General features: G+C 71.5%; 28 protein-coding genes and 1 tRNA gene. 19 read left to right on the top strand and 10 right to left on the bottom strand.

Features of this window, described 5'->3' with window-relative positions:
- Window positions 1-485 precede the first annotated feature (485 nt).
- Window positions 486-698, top strand: coding sequence for a hypothetical protein (locus B2P18_RS01725; protein WP_019285916.1), 213 nt, complete (start codon window positions 486-488; stop codon window positions 696-698).
- Window positions 699-762: 64 nt separating this feature from the next.
- Window positions 763-1,131, top strand: coding sequence for an Lsr2 family DNA-binding protein (locus B2P18_RS01730; protein ID WP_019285917.1), 369 nt, complete (start codon window positions 763-765; stop codon window positions 1,129-1,131).
- 21 nt (window positions 1,132-1,152) lie between these two features.
- Here the strand turns inward: B2P18_RS01730 and B2P18_RS18830 are convergent, their stop codons facing one another.
- Entirely contained in the window at window positions 1,153-1,869 is a 717-nt protein-coding gene (locus B2P18_RS18830) for a lamin tail domain-containing protein (RefSeq protein ID WP_414630882.1), read from the bottom strand.
- Window positions 1,870-2,162: 293 nt separating this feature from the next.
- Here B2P18_RS18830 and B2P18_RS01735 point away from each other — a divergent pair, with 293 nt between their 5' ends.
- Genes B2P18_RS01735 through B2P18_RS01745 form a run of 3 tightly spaced genes read left to right on the top strand, consistent with a single transcriptional unit; the run spans window position 2,163 to window position 5,129 of the window.
- A complete protein-coding gene (locus B2P18_RS01735) occupies window positions 2,163-3,119 on the top strand; it encodes a cyclase family protein (protein WP_286955615.1) in 957 nt (318 codons plus the stop codon).
- The gene (locus B2P18_RS01740; RefSeq protein ID WP_286955616.1) at window positions 3,116-4,399 is read left to right on the top strand and encodes a hydroxyacid-oxoacid transhydrogenase; all 1,284 of its coding nucleotides are present in this window, start codon (window positions 3,116-3,118) and stop codon (window positions 4,397-4,399) included. The genes B2P18_RS01735 and B2P18_RS01740 overlap by 4 nt, the downstream gene beginning before the upstream one ends.
- Before the next feature lie 49 nt (window positions 4,400-4,448).
- Complete coding sequence (locus B2P18_RS01745) at window positions 4,449-5,129, top strand: nucleoside/nucleotide kinase family protein (RefSeq protein WP_286955617.1); 681 nt, start codon at window positions 4,449-4,451, stop codon at window positions 5,127-5,129.
- Window positions 5,130-5,136: 7 nt separating this feature from the next.
- On the opposite strand, the gene B2P18_RS01750 is transcribed toward B2P18_RS01745, so the two are convergent.
- Window positions 5,137-5,526 carry a winged helix-turn-helix transcriptional regulator gene (locus B2P18_RS01750; protein WP_286955618.1) on the bottom strand — a complete coding sequence of 130 codons (390 nt, stop codon included), beginning with the start codon at window positions 5,524-5,526 and terminating at the stop codon, window positions 5,137-5,139.
- Window positions 5,527-5,624: 98 nt separating this feature from the next.
- On the opposite strand from B2P18_RS01750, the gene B2P18_RS01755 reads away from it, so the two are divergent.
- Both B2P18_RS01755 and B2P18_RS01760 read left to right on the top strand, forming a co-directional pair.
- Complete coding sequence (locus B2P18_RS01755; RefSeq protein ID WP_286955619.1) at window positions 5,625-6,227, top strand: NAD(P)-dependent oxidoreductase; 603 nt, start codon at window positions 5,625-5,627, stop codon at window positions 6,225-6,227.
- Between the two features lie 135 nt (window positions 6,228-6,362).
- On the top strand, window positions 6,363-6,569 hold the full coding sequence (locus B2P18_RS01760; protein WP_376783753.1) for a winged helix-turn-helix domain-containing protein: 207 nt from the start codon (window positions 6,363-6,365) through the stop codon (window positions 6,567-6,569).
- 402 nt (window positions 6,570-6,971) lie between these two features.
- Here B2P18_RS01760 and B2P18_RS01765 read toward each other — a convergent pair.
- A tRNA-Leu gene (locus B2P18_RS01765) sits at window positions 6,972-7,057 on the bottom strand.
- A gap of 173 nt (window positions 7,058-7,230) precedes the next feature.
- Between B2P18_RS01765 and B2P18_RS01770 the strand changes: the two genes are divergently transcribed.
- From B2P18_RS01770 to B2P18_RS01795, 6 genes are read left to right on the top strand one after another with little or no spacing between them, the layout of a single operon-like run.
- The gene (locus B2P18_RS01770) at window positions 7,231-8,238 is read left to right on the top strand and encodes an FhaA domain-containing protein (protein WP_286955620.1); all 1,008 of its coding nucleotides are present in this window, start codon (window positions 7,231-7,233) and stop codon (window positions 8,236-8,238) included.
- A gap of 7 nt (window positions 8,239-8,245) precedes the next feature.
- Window positions 8,246-8,698 (top strand): FHA domain-containing protein FhaB/FipA, encoded by a 453-nt coding sequence (locus B2P18_RS01775; RefSeq protein ID WP_286955621.1) that lies wholly within the window; start codon window positions 8,246-8,248, stop codon window positions 8,696-8,698.
- Between the two features lie 3 nt (window positions 8,699-8,701).
- Window positions 8,702-10,087 carry a Stp1/IreP family PP2C-type Ser/Thr phosphatase gene (locus B2P18_RS01780; RefSeq protein WP_286955622.1) on the top strand — a complete coding sequence of 462 codons (1,386 nt, stop codon included), beginning with the start codon at window positions 8,702-8,704 and terminating at the stop codon, window positions 10,085-10,087.
- The gene (locus tag B2P18_RS01785; RefSeq protein ID WP_029210868.1) at window positions 10,084-11,454 is read left to right on the top strand and encodes an FtsW/RodA/SpoVE family cell cycle protein; all 1,371 of its coding nucleotides are present in this window, start codon (window positions 10,084-10,086) and stop codon (window positions 11,452-11,454) included. Before B2P18_RS01780 ends, B2P18_RS01785 begins: the two co-directional genes overlap by 4 nt.
- Window positions 11,451-12,920, top strand: a complete 1,470-nt coding sequence (locus B2P18_RS01790; protein WP_019285951.1) for a peptidoglycan D,D-transpeptidase FtsI family protein — start codon at window positions 11,451-11,453, stop codon at window positions 12,918-12,920. The genes B2P18_RS01785 and B2P18_RS01790 overlap by 4 nt, the downstream gene beginning before the upstream one ends.
- Window positions 12,917-15,028, top strand: a complete 2,112-nt coding sequence (locus B2P18_RS01795) for a protein kinase domain-containing protein (RefSeq protein WP_286955623.1) — start codon at window positions 12,917-12,919, stop codon at window positions 15,026-15,028. The genes B2P18_RS01790 and B2P18_RS01795 overlap by 4 nt, the downstream gene beginning before the upstream one ends.
- Window positions 15,029-15,209: 181 nt before the next feature.
- Here B2P18_RS01795 and B2P18_RS01800 read toward each other — a convergent pair whose 3' ends face one another.
- The 4 genes from B2P18_RS01800 to B2P18_RS01815 all read right to left on the bottom strand — a co-directional run bounded on the left by B2P18_RS01800 (window position 15,210) and on the right by B2P18_RS01815 (window position 17,536).
- Entirely contained in the window at window positions 15,210-15,833 is a 624-nt protein-coding gene (locus tag B2P18_RS01800) for an aminodeoxychorismate/anthranilate synthase component II (protein WP_239262082.1), read from the bottom strand.
- A 79-nt stretch (window positions 15,834-15,912) separates the two neighbouring features.
- Window positions 15,913-16,077, bottom strand: a complete 165-nt coding sequence (locus B2P18_RS01805; protein ID WP_239262079.1) for a hypothetical protein — start codon at window positions 16,075-16,077, stop codon at window positions 15,913-15,915.
- Window positions 16,077-16,763: a class E sortase gene (locus B2P18_RS01810; RefSeq protein WP_286955624.1), complete on the bottom strand. Its 687-nt coding sequence runs from the start codon at window positions 16,761-16,763 to the stop codon at window positions 16,077-16,079. Before B2P18_RS01810 ends, B2P18_RS01805 begins: the two co-directional genes overlap by 1 nt.
- Window positions 16,760-17,536: a DUF881 domain-containing protein gene (locus B2P18_RS01815; protein WP_286955625.1), complete on the bottom strand. Its 777-nt coding sequence runs from the start codon at window positions 17,534-17,536 to the stop codon at window positions 16,760-16,762. Before B2P18_RS01815 ends, B2P18_RS01810 begins: the two co-directional genes overlap by 4 nt.
- A gap of 81 nt (window positions 17,537-17,617) precedes the next feature.
- On the opposite strand from B2P18_RS01815, the gene B2P18_RS01820 reads away from it, so the two are divergent.
- Complete coding sequence (locus B2P18_RS01820; RefSeq protein ID WP_019285958.1) at window positions 17,618-17,869, top strand: cell division protein CrgA; 252 nt, start codon at window positions 17,618-17,620, stop codon at window positions 17,867-17,869.
- 564 nt (window positions 17,870-18,433) lie between these two features.
- Here the strand turns inward: B2P18_RS01820 and B2P18_RS01825 are convergent.
- Together B2P18_RS01825 and B2P18_RS01830 are read right to left on the bottom strand one after the other, a co-directional pair.
- Window positions 18,434-19,396, bottom strand: a complete 963-nt coding sequence (locus B2P18_RS01825; protein ID WP_286955626.1) for a rhomboid family intramembrane serine protease — start codon at window positions 19,394-19,396, stop codon at window positions 18,434-18,436.
- A 193-nt stretch (window positions 19,397-19,589) separates the two neighbouring features.
- Window positions 19,590-20,075, bottom strand: coding sequence for a peptidylprolyl isomerase (locus B2P18_RS01830; RefSeq protein WP_029210861.1), 486 nt, complete (start codon window positions 20,073-20,075; stop codon window positions 19,590-19,592).
- Window positions 20,076-20,256: 181 nt separating this feature from the next.
- Between B2P18_RS01830 and B2P18_RS01835 the strand changes: the two genes are divergently transcribed.
- The 5 genes from B2P18_RS01835 to B2P18_RS01855 all read left to right on the top strand — a co-directional run bounded on the left by B2P18_RS01835 (window position 20,257) and on the right by B2P18_RS01855 (window position 23,151).
- Window positions 20,257-21,156, top strand: coding sequence for a hypothetical protein (locus tag B2P18_RS01835; RefSeq protein WP_286955627.1), 900 nt, complete (start codon window positions 20,257-20,259; stop codon window positions 21,154-21,156).
- A gap of 185 nt (window positions 21,157-21,341) precedes the next feature.
- A complete protein-coding gene (locus B2P18_RS01840) occupies window positions 21,342-21,797 on the top strand; it encodes a DUF2871 family protein (RefSeq protein WP_286955628.1) in 456 nt (151 codons plus the stop codon).
- Window positions 21,798-21,848: 51 nt separating this feature from the next.
- Entirely contained in the window at window positions 21,849-22,232 is a 384-nt protein-coding gene (locus B2P18_RS01845; RefSeq protein ID WP_019285962.1) for an MmcQ/YjbR family DNA-binding protein, read from the top strand.
- Window positions 22,229-22,612, top strand: coding sequence for an MmcQ/YjbR family DNA-binding protein (locus B2P18_RS01850; RefSeq protein ID WP_239262065.1), 384 nt, complete (start codon window positions 22,229-22,231; stop codon window positions 22,610-22,612). The genes B2P18_RS01845 and B2P18_RS01850 overlap by 4 nt, the downstream gene beginning before the upstream one ends.
- A gap of 194 nt (window positions 22,613-22,806) precedes the next feature.
- On the top strand, window positions 22,807-23,151 hold the full coding sequence (locus B2P18_RS01855) for a hypothetical protein (protein ID WP_175558328.1): 345 nt from the start codon (window positions 22,807-22,809) through the stop codon (window positions 23,149-23,151).
- Here the strand turns inward: B2P18_RS01855 and B2P18_RS01860 are convergent.
- Complete coding sequence (locus B2P18_RS01860) at window positions 23,141-23,347, bottom strand: hypothetical protein (protein ID WP_029212951.1); 207 nt, start codon at window positions 23,345-23,347, stop codon at window positions 23,141-23,143. The two genes, B2P18_RS01855 and B2P18_RS01860, sit on opposite strands and share 11 nt — an antisense overlap.
- Window positions 23,348-23,373: the final 26 nt, after the last annotated feature.

Genomic DNA, 23,373 nt, shown 5'->3' on the forward strand with positions numbered 1-23,373 from the left:
CCCCTCCTGCGCGAGCCGCAGGTCGCGCCGTGACCGGTCGTCGCACGAGCGCTCCGACCGGCCCGCAGGGAGCCGGCCCCGGCGACGCGATGCTGCCCCTGCTGGTACCTCTGCCCGGCCGCGGCACGGCACACGACCTCCCACCACGGTGGGACGGCCGCAAGGTCGCCTGGGAGCCATGGCGAGAGGAGCCGCAGACGTTCATCTGCGGCCGCGGAACCCACGACCAGATCCGGTGCGCGACGTGCCGCACCAACCAGCCCCGGCTGACCTGCACGGGGACGACCGCAGCCGAAGGCGCTCACCCTGCGCGCCGACTGCTCGCCTACCGATGCCGAGGGTGCGGTCATGACACCGTCGTCGAGCTCGCCCGACAGGGGATGCAGGTCTGGGACCTGGACGACAGCGACTACGGCGATGTCGGCTCCCACGACCCCACCCCTCACGCCTACGACCACTAACCGCCCACCAACACAGGAGCACTCATGCCCATCCCCATCCGCGACGCCTCGGCCATCGCCACCGTCCTGAACCACCTCTGCGGGCACCGCGACGCCGACCCAGAGCGCCTGGCCGAGGCCATCGAGACGCTCAACACCGCAGCGCACAAGGCACTGGGGGCGGGAGGCCTGACCCACGGCCAGCTCCAGGTAGCGACCCGCACCCTGCAGCAACTGCGCTCGAGCACCACTCCGTGACCAGGCCCGCCGCACCCATGCCCGTCGGATCACCCCCACCCGCCCCCTCCAGAAGGAGCCAGCCGTGACCTCCACCCCCCGCAACGTATGCCAGGACGCATCTGCCATCCTGGCCGAGGCGCTGGCCAGCGGCGCCCCCAAGCTGATGCGCAAGGCCACCCAGCTGCACGACCAGCTGCAGGACCTGGCCCGCGACCTGGAGGCCCGCAAGGAAGCCAAGGCCCGCACCAGACGGATCGCCGAGCTCGAGTCTGAGCTGCGCAGGCTGCAGGGGGGCCCTTCCAGACGCCGCGCCAGCGCCCGCCCTGCCACCGAGGACGCCGCCGCTCGCACCTGGGCGCGGCGACAGGGGATCGCGGTCCCGGCCGCCGGCCGCGTCCCGGTCTCCATCCTCCAGGCCTACCGCGCCGCCACCCCCGGCCGAGTCGCCTGACCTCCGCCGGGGTGGGCAGTGCTACCGCCCCGTCCCGGCAGCCCACCCCAACGAGATCTCACCGACGGGCGCCCCGCGGCCGAGGGCGGTGGCGGACCGACAGCCACCGACCGCGGGCCCGAAGCGTCCCGCGGTCGAGGACGAGGGCGGACTGTCACACCCTCCCGGCATGATGCCCACGTCATGCCTACCGCCTCCCCGCCTCCGGGCCGCCCAGGGACACCCCTGCGCGATCGTCCCGTGAACGACAGCACCGCCGCGCCACCGCCGCCCCCACGCCTGAGAGCTCGGCGTCACTGCTGGGTGGCGCCCACCAACGAATCTGCTGAGCCGCACCCTGGACTGGTCATCGACTGGCGGCGAGGCCCAGCAGGCCAGTGGCAGCCACGCGTCACCTACGGTGTAGACCGTGACCGTCGTGCGCGCCCCGATCACCGACCCCCGCGGGAAGACGAACCGGTTCCCGTGGGTGTCACGGAACCAGTAGCCGGTGACGTTGATCGCCTTCGCGGAGGTGTTGCGCACCTGGAGGTACTCCCCGTTGACGTTCTTCTTGTCGTCCTTGACCTTGGTGCCACCCGCGTCGGCCTGGAACCTCGCCAGCTGCAGCGGCGGCGGGGGCGGCGCGGCTGCCGGAGCGGCCGGTGCGGCGGAGGCAGCGGAGGCGGGGACGACAGAGACGGCCAGGGCCGCAGCCAGCAAGGCAGAGGCGGAAACAGAGACAGAGGCAGCGGACATGCGGGGTGGGCCCTTCGGGTGGTCGGTGTCATCGCGAGGTCACGACGGGTTCATCCTGCGTGACGGGTCCACCCTCGTGCGCGCCAGGTGCCTCGATGACCTGAAAGATGGCCCGAAGTGACTAGCCCGGACGCTAGCCCACGCGCTGCCCCACGGCGCCAGCACGTCACGGGGTCGCGCGGCGGGCCCCGGCATACGCCCTGATCCCGGAGTAGCGGTGTCCGGGCCGACGGGGTCTACTGGTGCGTAGGGCCGCGACGAGGCGCCCCACCCCTCAGTGCAGGAGGACGACGATGACCGATGCACCCTCGATGAACGAGCTGCTCAAGGACGCCCCCAGCAACTGGGGCAAGTGGGGTCCCGACGACGAGGTCGGCGCCCTCAACTACCTCACCCCGGGCGAGGTGATGCGCGGGATCGGCAGCGTCAGGACCGGCCGCGTCTTCACGCTGCAGCGCATGATCGGCGACCCCAAGGGCGACCCGGTCTGGCCCGGCCGCACCCCCGCGGTGCGCACCCAGATCCTCGACGAGTCCAACTGGTACGACGGCGCGGGCGGCCCCGAGTACCCCGGCGGCCTGCACTACGCCGATGACAAGCTCGACGCCTTCCTGCAGGGATCGACGCAGTATGACGCCCTCGGCCACCTCTGGTACGACGGCAAGATCTGGAACGGCTACGACGCCGACACCACCGTCGGCGGGCTCGACAAGGCGTCGATCATGCCGATCGCGGAGCGGGGCGTGGCCGGCCGCGGCATCCTGCTCGACATCGCGCGGTGGCGCGGCAAGGAGGCCCTGGACCCGGCCGAGACGTTCACCCACGAGGACCTCGTCGCGTGCGCGGAGGCGCAGGGCACCCCGATCGAGAAGCACGACATCCTCGTGGTGCGCACCAACTACCTCAAGCACTTCTTCGACAAGGGTGACGCCTTCTACGACGACTTCTGCGAGCCGGGCCTGACCTACTCGCTCGAGCTCGCCCGGTGGTTCCAGGACATGGAGATCCCCAACCTCGCGACCGACACCATCGCCAACGAGGTCACCTACGACCCGGGCTCGGGCGTCGCGCTCCCGCTTCACTGCGCGCTCATGCGCAACCTCGGCGTCGCCCTCACCGAGATCTGCGACCTCGAGGAGCTCGCCGCGGACTGCGCCGAGGACGGCCAGTTCACCTTCTTCTACGTCGCCGCGCCGCTCAAGGTCGCCAAGGCCGCGGGCACCCCCGTCAACCCGGTGGCGATCAAGTGAGCGAGCACGCGCACCAGGAGACCGTCTTCACGTATGGCGCCCCCCAGCTCAAGTTCGGGCTCGGCGCGTCGGAGGAGATCGGCTACGACCTGTCCCTCACGGGCGCCAAGCGCGTCCTCGTCGTCACCGACCCCGGCATCGCCGCCACCGGCACCCCGCAGCGCGTTGCCGAGCAGATGGCCCGGTTCGACATACGGGCCGACGTCTTTGACCAGGTGCACGTGGAGCCGACCGATGCGAGCCTGCAGGAGGCCATCGACAACGCCCGCGCGCAGGGCCCCTACGACGCCTACGTCGCGGTCGGCGGTGGGTCGAGCATCGACACCGCCAAGGCCATCAACCTGCTGATGACCAACCCCGGCGAGCTCATGGACTACGTCAACGTGCCCGTCGGCGAGGGCCGCGACCCCGTCAACCCGCTCAAGCCGCTCGTGGCCGTCCCCACCACCACCGGCACGGGTGCCGAGAGCACCACCATCTGCGTGCTCGACGTGCTCGCGCAAAAGGTCAAGACGGGCATCAGCCACGCGCGGCTGCGCCCCACCCTCGCCGTCGTGGACCCGCGGCTGACCCTGACCCAGCCCGCGGGGGTCACCGCGAGCGCCGGCATGGACATCCTGTGCCACGCGCTCGAGAGCTGGACCGCCAAGCCGTATGCCGCCTACCCCCGCAAGCAGCCCGAGCAGCGCGTGCCGTACTGCGGCGCCAACCCGGTCTCGGACATGTGGTGCAGCCGCGCGCTGCAGCTGCTCTCGCACGCCTTCCGCCAGGCGGTGCACCACGGCGACGACGAGGACGCGCGCTATGACATGGCGCTCGCAGCGACCTTCGCGGGGATGGGCTTCGGCAACGCCGGGGTGCACCTGCCGCACGCCAATGCCTACCCGATCGCGGGGCAGGTCAAGGACTTCCACCCCGACGACTACGCGGGGGACGAGCCGATGGTGCCGCACGGCATGTCGGTGTCGCTGACGGCGCCGGAAGCCTTCCGGTTCACCTTCGACACCAACCCGGACCGGCACGTCGAGGCCGCCCGGATGCTCGACCCGGACGCCCCGATGACCGACGACCCGGCCGACCTGCTGCCGACCGTGCTGTCCCGCCTGATGCGCGACATCGCGCTGCCCAACGGGCTCGGCGCCGTCGGCTATAGCGACGCGGATGTTGACGACCTGGTCACCGGCACCATGAAGCAGCAGCGCCTGCTCAGCGCCTGCCCCAAGGAGGTGACCGAGGACGACGCCGCCCGGGTGTTCCGCGGGTCGTTCGAGATCTGGTGAGCCGGGTTGGGGGGCGGCCGGACTCGACCGCTCACCCGGGTGGTCCCGTATGACGACCGCCACCCTCTCGCAGCTCGTCGAGACGCTCGTCGAGGGGCTTGGCGGGCCCGGCTCGGGCGAGCGCGGCCCGGACGGGGGCCGGCGACTCGTCCTCGGAATCACGGGGGCGCCCGGCGCCGGCAAGACCACGCTGGCGCTGGCCCTCCTGGACGCGCTGCGCGCCCGGCACGGCGAGGGCTTCGCGGCGCACCTGCCGATGGACGGCTTCCACCTCGCCGACGCGCAGCTCGACCGGCTGGGCCTGCGCGAGCGCAAGGGAGCGCCCGAGACCTTCGACCGGGACGGGTACGCCGCCACCCTCGCCCGGGTCAGCACTGCCGACGAGGACGTCTACGTGCCCGGCTTCGAGCGCGAGCTGGAGCAGCCCCTCGCAGCGGCCCTGGTCGTGCAGGCGGCGGCGCGCGTCGTCGTCTCGGAGGGCAACTACCTCCTGCTGCCGGGGTGGGAGCAGGCGCGCGCCGCGTGCGACGAGGTGTGGTGGGTCGAGCTCGACGACGCGGTGCGCCGCGAGCGGCTGGTCGCCCGGCATACGGCCTTTGGCAAGGCGGCCGCAGCGGCACGGGCCTGGGTGGACGAGGTCGACGAGGTCAACGCCGAGCTGATCCGGGCGACCCGGTCGCGCGCGGACCGGGTCATCCGCGAGACCCCCGACGGCTGGGTCCTGTCCTGATCGGCGGTCAGCCGCCGTCAAGCGCCGGCGCAGGCCCCAGGTCGTAGGACGATCGCGCCTCCAGCACCTCGCCCGCATGCTGCTCCGCCCAGCCCCGCAGCGCGTCCAGCGGCTCGACGAGCGTCAGCCCGAGCGCGGTCAGCTCGTAGTCCACCCGCGGCGGCATCGTGGACTGGGCGCGGCGGCTCACGAGGCCGTCCCGCTCCATCGAGCGCAGCGTCTGGGTCAGCACCTTGGCGGTCACGCCACCCACCTGATCACGGATCTCGCCGAACCGCGCCGGCCCCTTCGCCAGCACCCCCACGACGAGTGGCGTCCACCGGTCGGTGAGGTGGCGGAGCACGCTGCGCGAGGGGCATCCGGGGTCGAGGACGTCGAAGCGGGGCTGGGGGTCCACGACGAATCTGCTCCTGGGGGTGATGGTTACCTTGAGGTACTTGGTTACCCATCCATACTATCGTTGGTCCAGGCAGCACATCATCACAGGAGGCAGACATGAAGATCACCGTCATCGGGGCCACCGGCATGGTCGGTCAGCGCGTCGTCGCGGAGGCACTCTCCCGCGGCCACGAGGTCGCCGCCGGATCGCGCCGCGGCACTCCCGTCGACGGGGCCGAGGCCCTGACCATCGACCTGTCCGACACCGACGTCGTCATCGCCCAGATGGCCGCCAGCGACGCGACCGTCATCGCGGTGCCCCCGGCGCGAGACGGAGGCAGCCACGAGCCGACCCTCGCCGCGCACCGCGCGCTCATCGAGGCACGTCCCGAGGGTCGCCTCCTCGTCGTCGGCGGAGCCGGTGCGCTTCAGGTCGGGGACACCCAGCTGCGCAACACCCCGGGCTTCCCCGCGGAGTACAAGCCCGAGTCCGACACCTTCGCCGCCGTGCTCGACCTCTATCGCGCGGCCGAGGGGCTGGACTGGACGATGCTCGCCCCCGCGCCGGTCATCGCGCCCGGCGAGCGGACCGGGCGCTACACCGTCGAGCTCGACGTGCCCGCCGGCGACCAGGTCAGCGCCGAGGACTTCGCGGTGGCCCTCGTCGACGAGCTCGAGCGCCCCGCCCACCGCGGCGAGCGCTTCACCGTCGCGAGCTGACGGCGGCAGGGCCTGCTCCGGGCGGGTCGTCATACCGTCTCGCCGGACCGGAGGAGCCCAGGGACGCTCGTATGCCGAGCTCGCACGCACGACGAGCCATCGCCCTCGGGCTCGCCGTCGCCGACGACGCCGGTCATGCCGCCGCAGCCGTCTCGGTGTCGATGCCGACGGTGCGCTTCGACGACCGGGCGGTCGCAGGCGGCGTGGGGCTCGTCCTACGGGCGGGAGTCCAACTACCTGCGCGTCTATGCCAGCCAGATCCGCCGCAAGCTCGAACCCGACCCAGGCAGGCCGGTGCACGTGCTGACCGAGCCAGGCGTCGGCTACCGCCTTGTCCGCTAGCCAGCTCGGCCCAGGTCACGACCCCGCGCCGCCGCCTGGCCAGGGCGCACCTCCTCGGGGATCTCGGTGGCCGTGTGCACGCCGCCACCCTCGCGCGTCTCGGAGCGCAGTGTCCGCACCCGTGGCGGCCCTGTGGATGACGGCGAGGAAAGCCGTGCAGCCCCCACGAGCTGTGGACAGAAAGCACGCCACGTCTGGGTGGAAACCTGAGCACCCCGATCGCGGAAACCTGAGCACGCCGGACGGTGCCCAGGTTTCCGCGATGTCGGGGAGGCGCCGTCCAGAACTGACCAGTCGGCGGGGTGGGGGCGATGCGCGCGGGGGGCGGGGTTTGGTGTGGGGCGACGCGGGGGGCACGGCATACGACAACGGCCCCCGGACGGCGAGATCCGGGGGCCGATCTGGTGGGCAAGGGGGGACTTGAACCCCCACGTCCTTGCGGACACTGGCACCTGAAGCCAGCGCGTCTGCCATTCCGCCACTTGCCCGTGGCTGCGCGCGATCCGGGGACCACGTGCGACGCCCCATCTTGCCCTATGCCCGCGCCAGTCACCAAACCGAGAACCCGCGCCAGGGCAGCCTCCACCGGCCGGACAGACGCCGCCGTTACGATGCCAGACGAGTCCGTGTGTCGCCGTAGGTCGCAGAGGGAGGAGCGCCGGTGGGACTGTTCGACAATCTCGAGAGCAAGCTCTCGTCCATGGTCAACGGCGCCTTCGCCAAGGCGTTCAAGTCGAGCGTGCAACCGGTGGAGATCGCGAGCGCGATCCGCACGGCGATGGACGACAAGGCGGCGGTGGTGGGCCAGGGGCGCACGATCGTGCCCAACCTCTACACGATCGCGCTCAGCCCGAGCGACTACGACCAGCTCAGCCAGTACTCCGACGGCCTGACGGACGAGCTCGTCGCCGCCGCCGAGGACCACGCCGACAGCCAGCGCTACCGCCCGGCGGGGCCGCTGCGGGTGATCCTCAGCGAGGACGCCGAGCTCGAGACCGGCGTCTTCAAGCTGCGCCCGGCGAGCGCCAAGGACCCGTGGGCCGTCTCGGCCGAGCGGCGGCCCATGCGCCGACCCGCCCCCGGTCCTGACGAGAGCGGGTATGCCGACCGCCGCCGCGAGGACGCCGACCCGCGAGACGGCGGGGCGCCGGCATACGGCCCGGGCTCGGCCGCCATCCCCGGGGGCGTCTCCGGCGGCGTCGGCCAAGGCCTGGGCGGCGCGGCAGCAGGAGCGGGAGCCGCGGCCACAGCGAGCACCTACCGCCCCCTCGAGCGCGCCGACCCCTACGCCGCTGACGGCTACGACGATCTGCAGGCCACTCGCCCGCAGCAGCCCGCCCGACCCGCGCCCGAGCCGCGCCGCCCGGACCCGACCCGTCGGCCGTGGCTGGACATCGACGGCGACCGCTACCCGCTGCTGGGGGCGATCACGGTCATCGGGCGGGACGGCGTGGCCGACATCGTGCTCGACGACCCGGGCATCTCGCGGCAGCACGCCGAGGTCCGCATCACCAACGACGGTCCGCACCTGGTCGGCTCGATCCGCGACCTCGGCAGCACCAACGGCACCTTCGTCGAGGGCCACCGCATCACGAGCCAGCGCCTGGCCGACGGCGACCGCGTGACGGTGGGGCGCACGTCCTTCACCTTCCGCCTGGGCCGGGGGTGACCCGGTCATGAGCGAGCTGACCCTCACGATCATCCGGCTGGGCCTGCTCGCCGGGCTCTGGTTCTTCGTGTTCAGCCTGGCGGGGGTGCTGCGCCGCGACCTCTACGGCACGCGCGTCTCCCCACGCGCGGGACGACGCCCGGCGGTCGCGCCACGACGTCGCTCCAACGAGCCGACGCGCATCGTGGTCACCGAGGGCGGCCTGCGCGGCACGACGATCAACCTCAAGGAGTCCGGCGTGCTCGTCGGCCGCAACCCGGAGTGCGCGCTGATCCTCGACGACGACTTCGCGAGCGGGCGCCACTGCCGCGTCTACCGCGATGACCAGGGGTGGAAGGTCGAGGACCTGCGCTCCACCAACGGCACCTATCTCGGCGAGGAGCGGCTCACCGACATCACGCCGGTCGGGGTCGGCAGCCAGCTGCGGATCGGCCGCACCGTCCTCGAGCTGAGGAAGTAGCCCATGCCCATGGCCGTGCGCTATGCCGCACGATCCCACGTCGGCCTGGTCCGGGACAGCAACCAGGACAGCGGGTATGCCGGGCCCCACCTGCTCGCCGTGGCCGACGGCATGGGGGGCCACGCGGGCGGTGACGTGGCGAGCTCCACGGCGATCGGCGCCATGGTGCACCTGGACGACGACACCCACGGGTCGCGGGCCCTGCAGCACCTCGAGGACGCCATCGCGAGCGCCAACGCCGAGCTGCACGACGTCGCGCAGGAGCAGCCCGAGCTGCACGGCATGGGGACGACCGTCACGGCGCTGCTGCGCACCGACAACAAGCTGGCGCTGGCGCACATCGGCGACTCGCGGGCCTACCTGCTGCGCGGTGAGGAGCTGACCCAGCTCACCCACGACCACACCTATATCCAGACGCTGGTCGACGACGGGCGCATCTCGGCCGACGAGGCCGAGCACCACCCGCAGCGGTCGATGGTGACCCGCGTGCTGACCGGGCAGCCGGGCGACGAGCCGGACGTGTCCTGGCGCGAGCTGCGCCACGGCGACCGCTACCTCGTCTGCTCGGACGGGGTGAGCGGGTTCGTCGCGCACGACACCATCGCCGAGATCCTCGCCACCGTGCCCGACCCCGGCCGCGCCGCCGACCGGCTCGTCGACCTCGCCCTGCGCTCCGGAGGTCAGGACAACATCACCGCGATCGTCGCCGACGTCGTCCGCCTGTCCGACGGCGAGGGCCCGTCCACGCGCCCGCAGGTCGTGGGTGCCGCCGCCGCGCGGCAGATGCCCCGCGCCATCCCCGACACCCCCGCCGCCCGCGCCGCCGCCCTGACGCGCTCCGCGAGCGGCGCCACCGCCGAGCCGCAGGTCACCCTGGCCGAGGAGGGCGGCGTGTCGCGATGGTCCCGCCTCGCCAAGGTCGTCGCCGCCGTCGTCCTGACCCTGGTCGTGCTCGCCGGCCTCGCCTACGCCGGCTGGCGCTGGACCCAGCAGCAGTACTACGTGGGCACCCAGGACGACCGCGTCACCATCTATCGGGGCCTGGACCAGACGGTCGGCCCGGTCTCGCTGTCCAGCACGACCGAGCGCACCGACATCCCCGTCGCCGACCTGCCCGACTTCTATCGCACGCGGGTCACCGACGGCGTCGCGGCCGGCAGCCTCGGGGCCGCCCGCGCGGTCGTCGCCGACCTGCGCGTCCAGGCCACGGCCTGCGCGTCCGCCAAGGCCCAGGGCCGACCGTGCGGTGGGCCGGGTGCCGCGCCGACGCCGTCCGGCGGCGCGAGCCCCTCCGTGACCACCACCACGACGCCTGCCGCGACGCCGGCCACGACCCCAGCCTCGCCGCCTGCGGCGACCAGCGCCTCCAGCACGGCGGTGACCCCGTGACCACCGTCTCGTCATACCGCCCTCGGACCGGTCGCAACGTCGAGCTGCTGCTCACCCTGCTCGCCGTCGCGCTCGTGATGCTCGCCTATGCCAACGTCGGCCTGCAGACCCAGGGCCGCCTGCCCACCGACATGGTGACCAACGGTGCCGGCCTGCTCGGGATCGGCGTCGCCTTCCACCTCGCGCTGCGCTGGCGGGCGAGCTATGCCGACCCGCTGCTCCTGCCGATCGCGCTGCTGCTCAACGGGCTCGGGCTGGTGATGATCCACCGCATCGACCTCGAGGGCACCCAGGAGGGCGTCCTCGCACCGCGCCAGCTGCTGTGGAGCGCCGTGTCGGTGGTGGCGGCGATCGCGCTGCTGCTGTGGCTGCGCGACCATCGCCGGCTGCGGCGCTACACCTACACCTTCATGGCCGCGGGCGTGATCCTGCTGCTCCTGCCGCTGCTGCCCGTGATCGGCGACGCGCAGTACGGCTCCCGCATCTGGATCCGCATCGGGCCGTTCGGCCTGCAGCCCGGCGAGATCGCCAAGATCGTCCTCGCGATCTTCTTCGCCGGCTACCTCGTCCAGACGCGGGACGTGCTCTCGCTCGTCGGCCGGCGGGTGCTCGGCTTCCCGCTGCCGCGCGCCCGCGACCTCGGGCCGATCCTCGTGGCGTGGGCGTTCAGCCTGTGCATCCTCGTCTTCGAGAAGGACCTCGGGTCCTCCCTGCTGTTCTTCGGCCTGTTCGTCGCCATGCTCTACGTCGCGACCGAGCGCGTGTCCTGGATCGCGCTAGGCCTGACGATGTTCTGCGGCGGCGCCTACGTCGCGTGGCTGCTGTTCAGCCACGTGCAGACCCGCGTCGACCTGTGGATGGACCCCTTCTACAAGGGGCTGTCGCAGGTGGGGATGGGCATCATGGGTATGGCGTCCGGCGGGCTCCTCGGCACCGGTCTCGGCCAGGGCCACCCCGAGATCACACCGTTCGCCAAGTCCGACTACATCGTCGCGAGCCTCGCGGAGGAGCTCGGCCTGTTCGGGCTGTTCGCGATCCTCGCGCTATACGCCATCCTCGTCGAGCGTGGCCTGCGCACCGCGATCGGCGTGCGTGACGGCTTCGGCAAGCTGCTCGCGGCGGGCCTGGCGTTCGGGATGGCGCTGCAGGTCTTCGTCATCGTCGGGGGCCTCACCCGCGTCATCCCGCTGACCGGTCTGACCACGCCGTTCCTGTCCGCCGGAGGGTCTAGCCTGATCGCCAACTGGAGCATCATCGCGCTGCTCCTGCGCATCAGCGACCAGGCCCGGCGCCCGATCGACGACGGCGACGACCCCGACCAGCCGCTCGGCTCCGACGAGGCGACCCAGGTGGTGAAGACCCGGTGAACCCGCCCATCCGCCGGCTTGCGATCGTGGCCGCCATCATGTTCTGCAGCCTGCTGATCTCGTCGACCTCGATCATGTTCTTCCAGGCCAAGGCCCTCGGCGACCGCAGCGACAACCGCCGCAGCGTGCTCGCGTCGTACGACCGCGAGCGCGGCCAGATCCTGGTCGGGGGCACCCCCATCGCCAAGTCCGTCGCCACCGACGACGAGCTCAGGTGGGAGCGCACCTATCCCTCCGGGCGGCTCTACAGCCACGTCACGGGCTACTACTCGTTCACCTACGGCGCGGGCGGCGGCATCGAGGGCGCCGAGGACGAGCTGCTGTCCGGCAGCTCCGACAAGCTCTTCTACCGCCGGATCAGCGACCTGGTCAGCGGACGCCAGCCCGCCGGGGCCTCAGTCGAGCTGACGATCCGCCCCGAGGTGCAGCAGGCGGCCGAGAAGGCCCTCGGCGACCAGCGCGGCGCCGTCGTCGCCCTCGACCCGCGCACCGGCGCGATCCTCGCCATGGTCAGCCACCCGACCTACGACCCCGCCGAGCTGTCGAGCCACCGCTTCTCCGCCGTCACCGACGCCTGGAAGTCCCTCAACGCCGACCGCTCCAAGCCTCTCGTCAACCGCGCCATCGGCGGCGACCTCTATCCCCCCGGCTCGGTCTTCAAGCTCGTGACCACGGCCGCGGCCCTGACCTCCGGGCAGTATGACGGCAAGGCCCGCATCCCGGCGCCCGCGCAGCTCAAGCTCCCGCTGTCGTCCGTGCCGCTCACCAACTGGCAGAACGGCCTGTGCACCGGCTCCGACCAGATCACGCTCCAGCAGGCGCTCGAGACGTCGTGCAACTCGGCGTTCGGCGGCATCGGGATCAAGCTGGGCGGTGACGCGCTGGTCGAGCAGGCGTCGAAGTTCGGCTTCGGCGACGAGCTGCGCGTCCCCCAGCGGGTCACGCCGAGCAAGGTGCCGGCCGGCATGGACAAGGCCCAGTCCGCCCAGGCCGCGATCGGGCAGTACGACGTGCGGGTCACGCCGCTGCAGGTCGCCATGGTCAGCGCCGCCATCGCCAACAAGGGCGTCGTCATGAAGCCCCACCTCATCGCCTCCGTGCGCGGCGACAACCTCAGCGTCCTCGACGAGACCAAGCCCGAGCAGCTGTCCAAGGCCGTGTCCTCCGAGGTCGCCGACCAGATCGCCCAGATGATGCGCGGCGTCGTCGAGGACGGCACCGGCTCCAACGCCCGCATCTCGGGCGTCGAGGTCGGCGGCAAGACCGGCACGGCCCAGCAGGGCAACGACAAGGCCCCGCACGCGTGGTTCACCTCCATCGCGCCGCTGAACGCCGCCGCCGACCAGCCCCAGGTGGCGGTCGCCGTCGTCGTCGAGGATGGTGGGTCCGCCGGACGCGAGACGGGTGGCAACAAGGTCGCCGCCCCCATCGCCAAGCAGGTCATGGAGGCGGTGATCCGCAAGTGAGCAGGCTGATCGGCGGCCGCTACGAGCTCGGCGAGGAGATCGGCCGCGGCGGCATGGCCACCGTCCACGAGGCGCACGACGTCCGCCTCGGCCGCCGGGTCGCCATCAAGATGCTCCACGCGGGCCGGCTCGGCGACCGGACCTTCCAGGGACGCTTCCGCCGCGAGGCGCAGGCCGCCGCTAGCCTCAACCACCCGCACATCGTCGCGGTGTTCGACTCCGGCGAGGACATCGTCACCAACAGCGTCGGCGTGCAGGAGGTCATCCCCTACATCGTCATGGAGCGGGTCCAGGGGCACACCCTCAGCCAGCTCATGCACGACCGCGGCGCCTTCTCGGCCGACGAGGCCATGCGCATCGTCATGCGGGTGCTGTCCGCCCTCGGCTACTCCCACCAGCGCGGCATCGTGCACCGGGACGTCAAGCCCGGCAACGTCATGCTGACCGACGACGGCGACGTCAAGGTGATGGACTTCGGGATCGCCCGCGGGGGCGGGGAGTCGACCGCCACCATGACCCAGACCCAGGCCGTCATCGGCACCGCGCAATACCTCTCGCCCGAGCAGGCCCGCGGCCAGGACGTCGACGGCCGCTCCGACCTCTACTCGGCCGGGTGCCTGCTCTTCGAGCTGGTGACGGGGCGGCCGCCGTTCGTCGGCGACTCACCGCTCGCCATCGCCTACCAGCACGTCGGCGAGGATCCCTCGCTGCCGTCCAGCCACGAGCACAGCATCCCCCGCACGCTCGACACGGTGATCATGCACGCGCTGGTCAAGGACCGGGACCGCCGCTACCAGACCGCCGACGAGTTCCGTGACGACCTCGAGGCGGCGCGCGCGGGACGCCCGCTCAGCCCGGCGGCGCAGGCGACGGCCGCCGCCCTGTTCGCCCCCACCGAGAGCATCGACCGGGCCGACGTGCTGGCGGGCCGCCCGGGCGGGGCGACGTCCGCGACGGCCGGAGGCGGTGCAGGAGCGGCGGCTGCGGGCGGTGCTCTGGCCGGCGGGGCCGCGGGCGCTGCCGGCGGCGCACTGGCAGGTGGCGCTCTCGCAGGCGGCGCTCTCGCAGGCGGCGCACTGGCTGGCGGCGCTCTGGCCGGGGCGCCAGGCGGATCCGCCGCAGGTGGGGCGGCCGGTGGTGCCGCGGCGGGCGGCATACGGCCTGATGAGGACCCACGACCCGAGCCGGTGCTCCGCGACGACCTCCCCGGCGCCCCTCCGCGCGAGGGGCACCACACGTCCAGCTATCCGGCGATCGGTGCTGAGCGCGACCGCAACTGGATCGCGTGGATCGTCGCGCTGCTGCTGCTCATCGGGCTGGCGGGGTTCGGCGTCTACTGGATGACGCGGCCCGACCCGATCCAGTACAAGACGGTCCCCAACCTCATGGACCAGACCGAGGGCACGGCGCGCTCGCTGCTCGAGTCCAGCCAGCTCAAGGGGTCCTTCCAGCCCAAGGAGAGCGACAAGCCCAAGGGCATCGTCGTCGGGCAGAACCCCCAGCCGGGCGCCCAGCAGGATCCCGCCTACCCCGTCGCCGTGCAGGTCTCGACCGGCCCGAGCGACACCGCGGTGCCCGACGTCACCAAGTACACCGTGGGGTCCGCGAAGCAACGCCTCGCCAACTACAACCTCGAGGCGGGGGCGGTCACCGAGATCGACGACAAGACCATCCCCGCGGGGCAGGTCGTGCGTACCGACCCGGCGAGCGGACAGACCGTGCCCGTCGGGACCAAGGTCGCACTGTTCGTGTCGACCGGCAAGGTGGGGGTCCCCAACGTCGTCGGGCAGGACTACACGTCGGCGGCCAAGACGCTGACGGACGCCGGCTTCCGCGTGGCGCGCAAGGACGAGCCCAGCCGCGACACCCGCGACCTCGTGCTCGACCAGGACGTCCGCGAGGGCTCGCAGCCCCCCGGCACCAAGATCACCCTGACGGTGGCCGTGCCGGCCGCGGTCCCCACGGTGACGGTGACCACGACGGCTCCGGCTCCCGCGCCGACCACCCCTCGGCCGCGCCCCACCCAGACGACGCCGCCGTCCACGCAACCCACCTCGTCCCCGCCGACCTCGCCGCCCACGAGCCCGGTCACCCCGCCGACGCCCTGAGCCGCGCCGAGCCGCGCCGCACTCACACCCCTCCAGACGCGATTGGTCACCAATGGCGTCTGGGACCCCGATATAAACGTTCCACAACGTCATTGGTGACCAATGGTGCGAGGCTGCAGGGCGTGGCTCCCGGTGCGTGGCCCCGGGTGGAAGGCTGCGGCTGCGTGATCGGAGGCGGAGGTCAGCGGTGGATCAACGGGCTGAGGCCCTCGCTCGCGGCGACCGCGCCGTCCAGGCCGCACGTCTCGAGCCAGTTGGCGAGCAGGCGGTGGCCGCCGACGGTGAGCACGCTCTCGGGGTGGAACTGCACGCCGTGCAGCGGCAGCCTGCGGTGCTGCACGGCCATCACGATGCCGGACTCGGTGCGGCCGGTGACCTCGAGGTCGGCGCCGATCGTCTCCGGCTCGATCGTCAGCGAGTGGTAGCGCGTCGCCGTGAACGGGCTCGGCAGCCCCGCCAGCACACCCTGCCCGTCGTGCAGCACCTCGGACGTCTTGCCGTGCAGCAGCTCGGGCGCCCGCGAGACGGTGCCGCCGGTGACCACGCCGAGCGCCTGGTGCCCGAGGCACACGCCCAGCATCGGCTGCTCGCGCTCGCCGCACGCCTCGATCATCGCCATCGAGACCCCGGCCTCCTCGGGCGTGCCCGGGCCGGGGGAGACCAGGACCCCGTCGTATGCCGCGCCCTCGGCCGCCGTCACCGCGTCGTTGCGCACGACCTCGCACTGCGCACCGAGCTGCTGGAGGTAGCCCACGATGGTGAACACGAAGGAGTCGTAGTTGTCGACGACGAGGATGCGGGTCATGGGTCTGCCTTGGCGCGAGAGGGTGCGGGGTGCGAGGGTGCGGCGGACGAGGTCCGGCTCCCCAACCCTAGTCGGGGGGTCAGCCGGAGGGCTCGACCGTCTGGTCGTTGAACGGCATGAGGTCCGCGAGCCACGGGAAGACCATCTGGAAGCACACCCACACCACCAGCGCCACGAGCAGCAGGCACAGGATCACCCGCACCCAGGTCGGGCCGGGGAGGGCGCGCCACAGTGCGGCATACATCAGCGGTCTCCCGCCAGGTCCAGATAGCCGGCCGGCAGGCCCTGGCTGCGCGGTATGGCGCGCTCCAGCTCGCCGTGGACGATCCAGCGCTGCTGGGCGGCGTACTTGGGATGGCAGGCGGTGAGGGTGATGTAGGGCTTGTCCGGGCGGACGCCGGGACGCTCGGGCATCGCCGCGATGGCAGCGACGTGCGACGGGGGCACGAGCGTGTGCGGGCCGACCCGATAGACGTAGTAGGTGGCGGCGGTCTCGACGATGACCCGGTCGCCGGGGAGGACCCGCTCGATGTCGCGGAAGGGCCCGCCGTAGGTCATGCGGTGGCCGGCGATGGCGAAGTTCCCCACCTGACCGGGCATCGCGGTGCCGTCGTAGTGGCCGATGCCCTTGCGCAGCACGTCGCGGGTGGTGCCCTCGACGACGGGCACGGCGTAGCCGCGGCCCAGCGCCGGGATCCGCACGATCGCGAAGGCCTCGCCGAGGGGCACGTCCTTGAGCTTGGCGATCGCCGGGCTGACCGCTCCGGGGCGCTGGAAGTCCTCGCTGAGCGATCCGACGGTGTCGGACTGGACGGCGTTGGCGGCGACATCGGTCCACCACAGCTGCCATCCCACGAAGAGCAAGGTCAGCACACCAAGGGTGATCAGCAATTCACCCAGAGTCCCCGTTATCGCCCGAACAGCCTTCACTCGACTACTGTCGCATGCCGCAGCGCGGCAGAGCCGTCATAGGCCGGGAAGGTCGCCGACGGTTGGGTGGAGACGTCATAGCCGAGGCCGACGGCCGCGACGTACTGCTGGATGATCTGCACGGTGGGGTCCTGGTCGAGGGTCTGGCGCATGCCGTCGACGTCACCGATCGCCTTGATCACGAAGGGTGGAGAGTAGACGCGACCCTGCAGGATCAAGGTGTTGCCGACGCAGCGGACCGCGCTCGTCGAGATCACCCGCTGGTCCTGGATCATCATCGCCTCGGCGCCCCCGCGCCACATCGCGTTGACCACAGCCTGCACGTCCTGCTGGTGGATGACCAGGTCGTCGGCCGTGAACTCGCCGCCGAAGCTGTCGACCGAGCGCGTCGAGTCGGTCATGGTCACCGTCAGGGAAGGCCCGGTGGCCCCCTGCATGCCCGCCGCCCGGTCGAGGGTCGCAGCCCGCTGGGTCATCGCTCGCAGCCGGGAGTCGGCCGGCGCGTTGCGCGTGCTGAGCGTCTCGACCTGAGTGGTCAGGTCGCTGACCGTGCGCTGCTTGGCCTCGAGCGAGGCGTCCTGCGCGTCGATGACGCCGGCGAGGTCACGGGTGTCGGACGGCCGCAACGAGCTGCCCCGGGAGGTGACGGCGCTGGTCGCGAACAGCAGACCCGCAAGGACGAGGACGACGGGCACGAGCAGCCCCCACGCGGTGGGACGCCCCCCGAAGAGGAGCCGCACGAGGCGCGCGCGGCGAGCGCTGGTGTCACCCATGGCCCGTCCTCCCCTCGCTAGGCTGTGCGTCAGACCCCGAGACCTACCGTATCCGGTGGGCCCCGCAACGAGGAGTGAGCCGTGCCCGAGTCCAAGCGCCGTGCCAAGGCGTCGTACACCCCGCCCGCCGAGAAGGGCGCGGGCATCAAGACCCCCAGCCCGCGCTGGTGGGCGCCGGTGATGGTGACGCTGATGCTGATCGGGCTGGTGTGGGTGGTCGCGTTCTACCTCACCGCCGGGCAGTTCCCCATCCCCAACATCCAGTACTGGAACCTCGGGATCGGCTTCGGCCTCATGCTGATCGGCTTCATGATGACGACCCGCTGGCGCTGACGCACCCCTCTCCCGGACCTACCTCAGGTAGTCACACTCGCCTGGCTTCGCACGCCAGGTCGATGTGACTACCCGAGGTAGGTTCTCGCGTCTTGCCGCCCCGGCTCGCGCCACCTCACCCGTCTCACCCTGCAACCTGAGATATCCTCGCCACCAGCCCACGCGCCCACCGCGGCTCGCGTCACCCCACCCGTCTCACCCTGCAACCCGAGACATCCTCGCCACCAGCCCACGCGACCGCCCCGGCTCGCGGCGCCTCACCCGTCTCACCCTGCAGCCCGAGACATCCTCGCCACCAGGGTGCGTATGGCGATCCCGAGGCGCCTGACGCAGCCACTTGCCCCCTCTCGGCGAAGCCGGTGGATGGCCAATGAAGTTATCCACAGGGTTATCCCCACCATGTGGGTAATTACACGTGTGTAAGACGCTTCCGGGGCGACTTGTCCACAGGAAGTGTGGACAACCCGGTGGACAACCCTGGGGAGGACGTGGGGACAGAGCGCCACGTCTGTGGATCGCCGATCCCGGCTGTGGACAGACGCCCCGCCGCCAGGCGGACCTCCGTCAGGCGCCGCCGACGACGTAGCCCGTGAGCTGCGGGGAGAGTGCGTACTTCAGGACGGCCAGGGCGACCAGGATCGCCAGCACCGCGGCCACGCCCGGCCACTGCCAGCGCTGCCGCTCGCGCGACCGGGTCGCCCACATCACCGACGCGAGCGCAGCGCCGGTCACGAAGCCGCCGAGGTGCGCCTGCCAGGCGATGTTGGGGACCGTGAACCCGATGACCAGGTTGAGGCCGAGGAAGATCAGCATCGCCCGCAGGTCACGGCCCTGCCGGCGCGCGAGCACCAGCTCGGCCGCGAACAGCCCGAATACCGCGCCGGAGGCCCCCACCGTCGGCTGGAACCAGCTCGTCTGCCACTGGGTCAGCACCTGCCCGGGCGACGCGGTGGCCTGCGCGATCAGCAGGTAGCCCACCGAGCCGCCGATCGCGCTGACCAGGAACAACGCTACGAACCGCGAGACGCCCATCGCGCGCTCGAGCGGCTGGCCGACGGTCCACAGCGCGAGCATGTTGAACAGGATGTGGGTGATCCCGCCGTGCAGGAACGCCGCCGTCACGAACCGCCACGGCTCGTCGCGCCCGGCATACGGCGCGAACCACAGGGACTGCTCGAGGCCGGGCACGATCATCTGCAGGAAGTAGACCACCACGCACAGCGCCACCAGGATCGTGGTCGCGGGGGTGCCGCCGCCGATCGACAGCGCCGACGCCGAGCCTCCTAGCGGGTTGCGCGCACGCGGCGCGGTGCGGGCACTCTCGCGCACGCAGTCCACGCAGTGGATCCCGACCGCCGCCTGGCGCTGGCACTGCGGGCAGGCGGGTCGGCCGCACCGGCTGCACCGGACGTACGCCACCACGTCGGGGTGACGCGGGCAGGTCGGCGCCTGCCCGGCCCCGGGCCCCGAGGACCCCGAGGGGGTCGGCGGCATCGGCGGGTTCACCGGCGGGTAGGAGGAGCTCATCGGCACGTCCTCGTCGAGATCTGAGCGGGGGTGGTCGGTCCGAGCCTAGGCGCGGAGGTCGTCCGGGACAGCGCGACGGCCCGTCCCGGTCGGCAGCACGTGGCTGCCTGAGAGGGAACGGGCCGTCGGGCGCGAGGGTTCCGCGAGTGCTCGCGGGGCTCGGGTGCGCTGATGGAGAGTGCGCGGGTCGAGGTCAGTCGGTGACGGTGACGCTCTCGATGACGACGGGCTCGACCGGCTTGTCCTGGGCGCCGGTGCGGACGGCGGCGATCTTGTCGACGACGTCGCGCGACGCCTGGTCCGCGACCTCGCCGAAGATCGTGTGCTTGCCCTGCAGCCAGGTCGTGGCGCCGACCGTGATGAAGAACTGCGAGCCGTTGGTGCCGCGGCCCATGCGCTTGCCGGCGTTGGCCATGGCGAGCATGTAGGGCTTGGTGAAGTCCTTGTCAGGGGAGATCTCGTCGTCGAACGGGAAGCCCGGCTTGTCGGGCTGGCCCGTGCCGGTGCCCTGCGGGCAGCCGCCCTGGATCATGAAGCCCGGGATGATGCGGTGGAAGGTCAGGCCGTCGTAGTAGCCCTCCTTGGCCAGGCCCGTGATCTTGCCCACGGTCGTGGGGGCAGCCTCGGGGAAGAGGGTGATCGAGATGTCGCCGTGGTTGGTGTGCAGCGTCCAGTTCATGGGCCTCATCCTCGCACGACGAGCCCGTATGGCGGAGGCGTCGTGACGGCACCACAGACTGGCGGCATACGACCCCGCTCGGCCGGGTAGGTGGAGGAACCGAAGGAAACGTGCACGCGTTGTCCCGCACGGGCAAGATGGGCGCACGACGCCCCGCGAATCGATCTCCAGGAGGACACACATGTTCCGCAACAAGTACAAGATCGAGAAGAAGAGCCGGCTGGAGCTGGCCCAGGAGGACGCGGCCGCCAAGGCGCACGCCTTCACGAGCTCCGCGGGCGAGAAGGTCGGCCAGGTCAAGGACAGCGTCCTGACGGCCCCCAAGCTGGCCGCCGGCGCCGTCGCCACGGGCGCGCTCGCCGCCGCCGACAAGGTCAAGGACACCGTCTCCCACGGCTCCGAGGCCGCCGAGGCCAAGGCGCACAAGGCCGGCGACAAGGGCAACGGCCTGGTCGAGGACCTGCTCGAGGCCCTCCCCGGCCTGGTCGCCGCCGGAACTGCCGCCAAGGCCGCCACCAGCGACAAGGCGCAGGACGCGGGCAAGACCGCGCTCGGCCTCTTCGCCACCAAGAAGGTCGCCGACAAGGTCAAGGACAAGGACGACTCCTACCCCAAGACCCACCTGTCGAAGCGCCAGTTCAAGAAGGAGCTCGCCGCCCGTGAGCGCAAGCAGGGCAAGCTGCTCGTGACCCTGGGTCTGCTCGCGACCGCCGCCGCCGTGGCCGCCGTGATCTACAAGAAGACCGCTCCGCAGGACGACCCGTGGGCGACGCCGCTGGCCGACCCCTACACCCCGGCGTCCTCGACGATCGGCACGGGTGCCGGCGCTGCCACGGGCTACGCGTCGACCACGACCACCACCTCCGACGACGCCATCGTCTCCGACCACGAGGCCGGCGACCCGCTCAGCGCCGTCTCCACCGAGCCGGTCATCCTGGACGCCAAGGACCAGGAGGAGTTCGCCGCGACGACGCCCTCCGACGCCACCGCGTTCGACCGCACGGACGACGGCGCCGGCCAGACCATGGACCACAACGCGGGCACCGACAAGCCCCGCGACAACGACGTGCGTCGCGACTGAGCGACCCCAGCGTCCCGGCGGCGGCCCCTCCTGGTGGAGGGGTCGCCGTCGCGTCATACGGCCTGGTCCCTCGCAGGGGTGGTCCCTCGCAGGGGTGCTCCCCGCAGAGGAACCCGGGCAGGGGAGCGGCCCGGTCAACCTTCTGATGGAGGGGGTGGCCGGTGCCGTCGGGGAGGATGGGCCGTATGACGAACGCCGCCACCTCCCGCACCGACGCCCCGACCCCGGGCACCCTCACGCCGATCTACTGGGGCGTGGTCGCCTACACGGCGCTGGGGCTGATCGGTGGCGTGTACTACCGCGAGCTCACCAAGGCCCACGACTACCTGGGCAGCACGCAGCTGTCCGTCGTGCACACGCACCTGCTCGCCCTCGGGACGCTGCTGGGGCTGATCCTGCTGGTGCTCGAGCGGACGTTCGCGCTGAGCCGCACCGCGCAGTGGAAGCCCTTCCTCGTGGCGTACCACGCCGGGCTGGTCGTCACGGTTGCCATGCTGACGATCAAGGGGACGCTGCAGGTGCTGGGCAGCGCCGCGGCGTCCAGCCCTGCCATCTCGGGCATCTCCGGGCTGGGTCACATCCTGCTGACCGTGTCGCTGGTGCTGCTGCTGATGGGCCTCAAGAAGCGCCTCGCCGCCTGAACCACTCCTCCACCACAGCCGGCCCGAGGCGAACCTGTAGGAGGCGCAGACATGCAGGAAGCAGAGCTGGCGGCGCTCGCCGCGCGGCGCACCGAGGAGCTCCCCGGCTCGGAGCTCACCCACCCGTTCGGCGAGGACTGGGAGGTGTGGAAGGTCCGCGGCAGGGTGTTCATGCTGCAGACCGAGATCACCGGAGAATCCATCGTGATCCTCAAGGCCGCACCCGAGGACGGGAAGGCGCTGCGCGAGGCGCACCCTGACGTCACGCCGGGCTATCACATGAACAAGAAGCACTGGATCACGGTGCACCCGGGCGACACCATCGAGCCCGGCCTCGTCGAGGACCTGGTCACTGAGTCCTACCTGCTGGTGGTCGAGGGACTGCCCCGGCGGCAGCGGCCCGTGGACCCCGCGACCTTCGGCCGAGACCGGTGAGCCTCGACGGGGAGCGGCTGCAGCAGACCGCTCTGGACGTCGCCCGAGCACTGCCCGGCGTGACCGAGGGACACCCGTTCACCAAGCACCTGCTCGTCATCAAGGTCGCGGGCAGGGTCTTCCTGATCGTCACCGAAGACCCGGACAAGCCGATCATCACGGTCAAGGCCGACCCCGATCACGGGGCCGCGCTGATCCGAGACCACGAGGGCATCCAGCGCGGGAGGTACTTCGACAAGGATCACTGGGTGTCCGTCAGCCCTGGCCGGTCCATCACCGCAGGACTGGTGCAGGACCTGGTCCAGGACTCCTACGACCTTGTCGCCGATCAGCTCCCGGGGCGTCAGCGCGACGAGCTCAGGCGGCAGGAGGGGGTATGACGGCCCCGCTCGTCAGAGAGGCACAGCCTTTGCTGGGCGGGGAAACGCCGACGGACGGCTGAACGGTGGACCTCGGTAGAGAGTTTGAGAACCCCTACTCGGCATTGAAAACGGTGGTGTCCCGCAGGTCGCGTGGCGTATACAAGCGTTCTTGGCGGCCTTTGGAGCCGTCGGTTGTGGACTCGCGGGGTCGGATGGTGCGTGCAGTTGGGATAGCTCAAACCTTTCTGCGCCCGGCGCAGGTCGACGAGCTGGTGGCCCTGTATCGGGAAGGCGCGACCCTCGTTGAGTTGGGCGAGCGGTTCAGTGTTCACCGCCGCACAGTGGCTGCCCATCTTGTCCGCCGGTCGATCCCGATCCGCAGGCGCGGCCTCGATGAGTCCGACGTGACTGAGGCGGTCGAACTCTACGAGGGTGGTTCGACGCTGATAGAGGTCGGCTTGCGGTTCGGGGTGAGTCAACAGGCGGTCCGGCGCGCGCTCGACGTGGAAGGAGTCACGATCCGTCCGGGCGGCCGGCGCGCTCGGGTCAGTGCTTGATGCGCCTGACCCGGGAGGAAGATGCGTGGATCGTGGCGATCTGGATATCGAGCAGCGTGGTCGTGTCGCCGAGGGGCTGCGGTTCTCGGTCGGCGGTGTAGATGATCACGCCGGCGTCGTGGAGGTCCGCCATGATCTGCGGAACGACCCGGCTGAGCCGGTCCAGGCTGTAGGTCGCCGCAATTAGTCGCCGCAATTATCGGGCTCTTCTGACGCTTCCGT

Origin of the sequence: Arsenicicoccus sp. UBA2120, from assembly GCF_002330965.1 — a bacterium.
Classification (GTDB): domain Bacteria; phylum Actinomycetota; class Actinomycetes; order Actinomycetales; family Dermatophilaceae; genus Arsenicicoccus; species Arsenicicoccus bolidensis.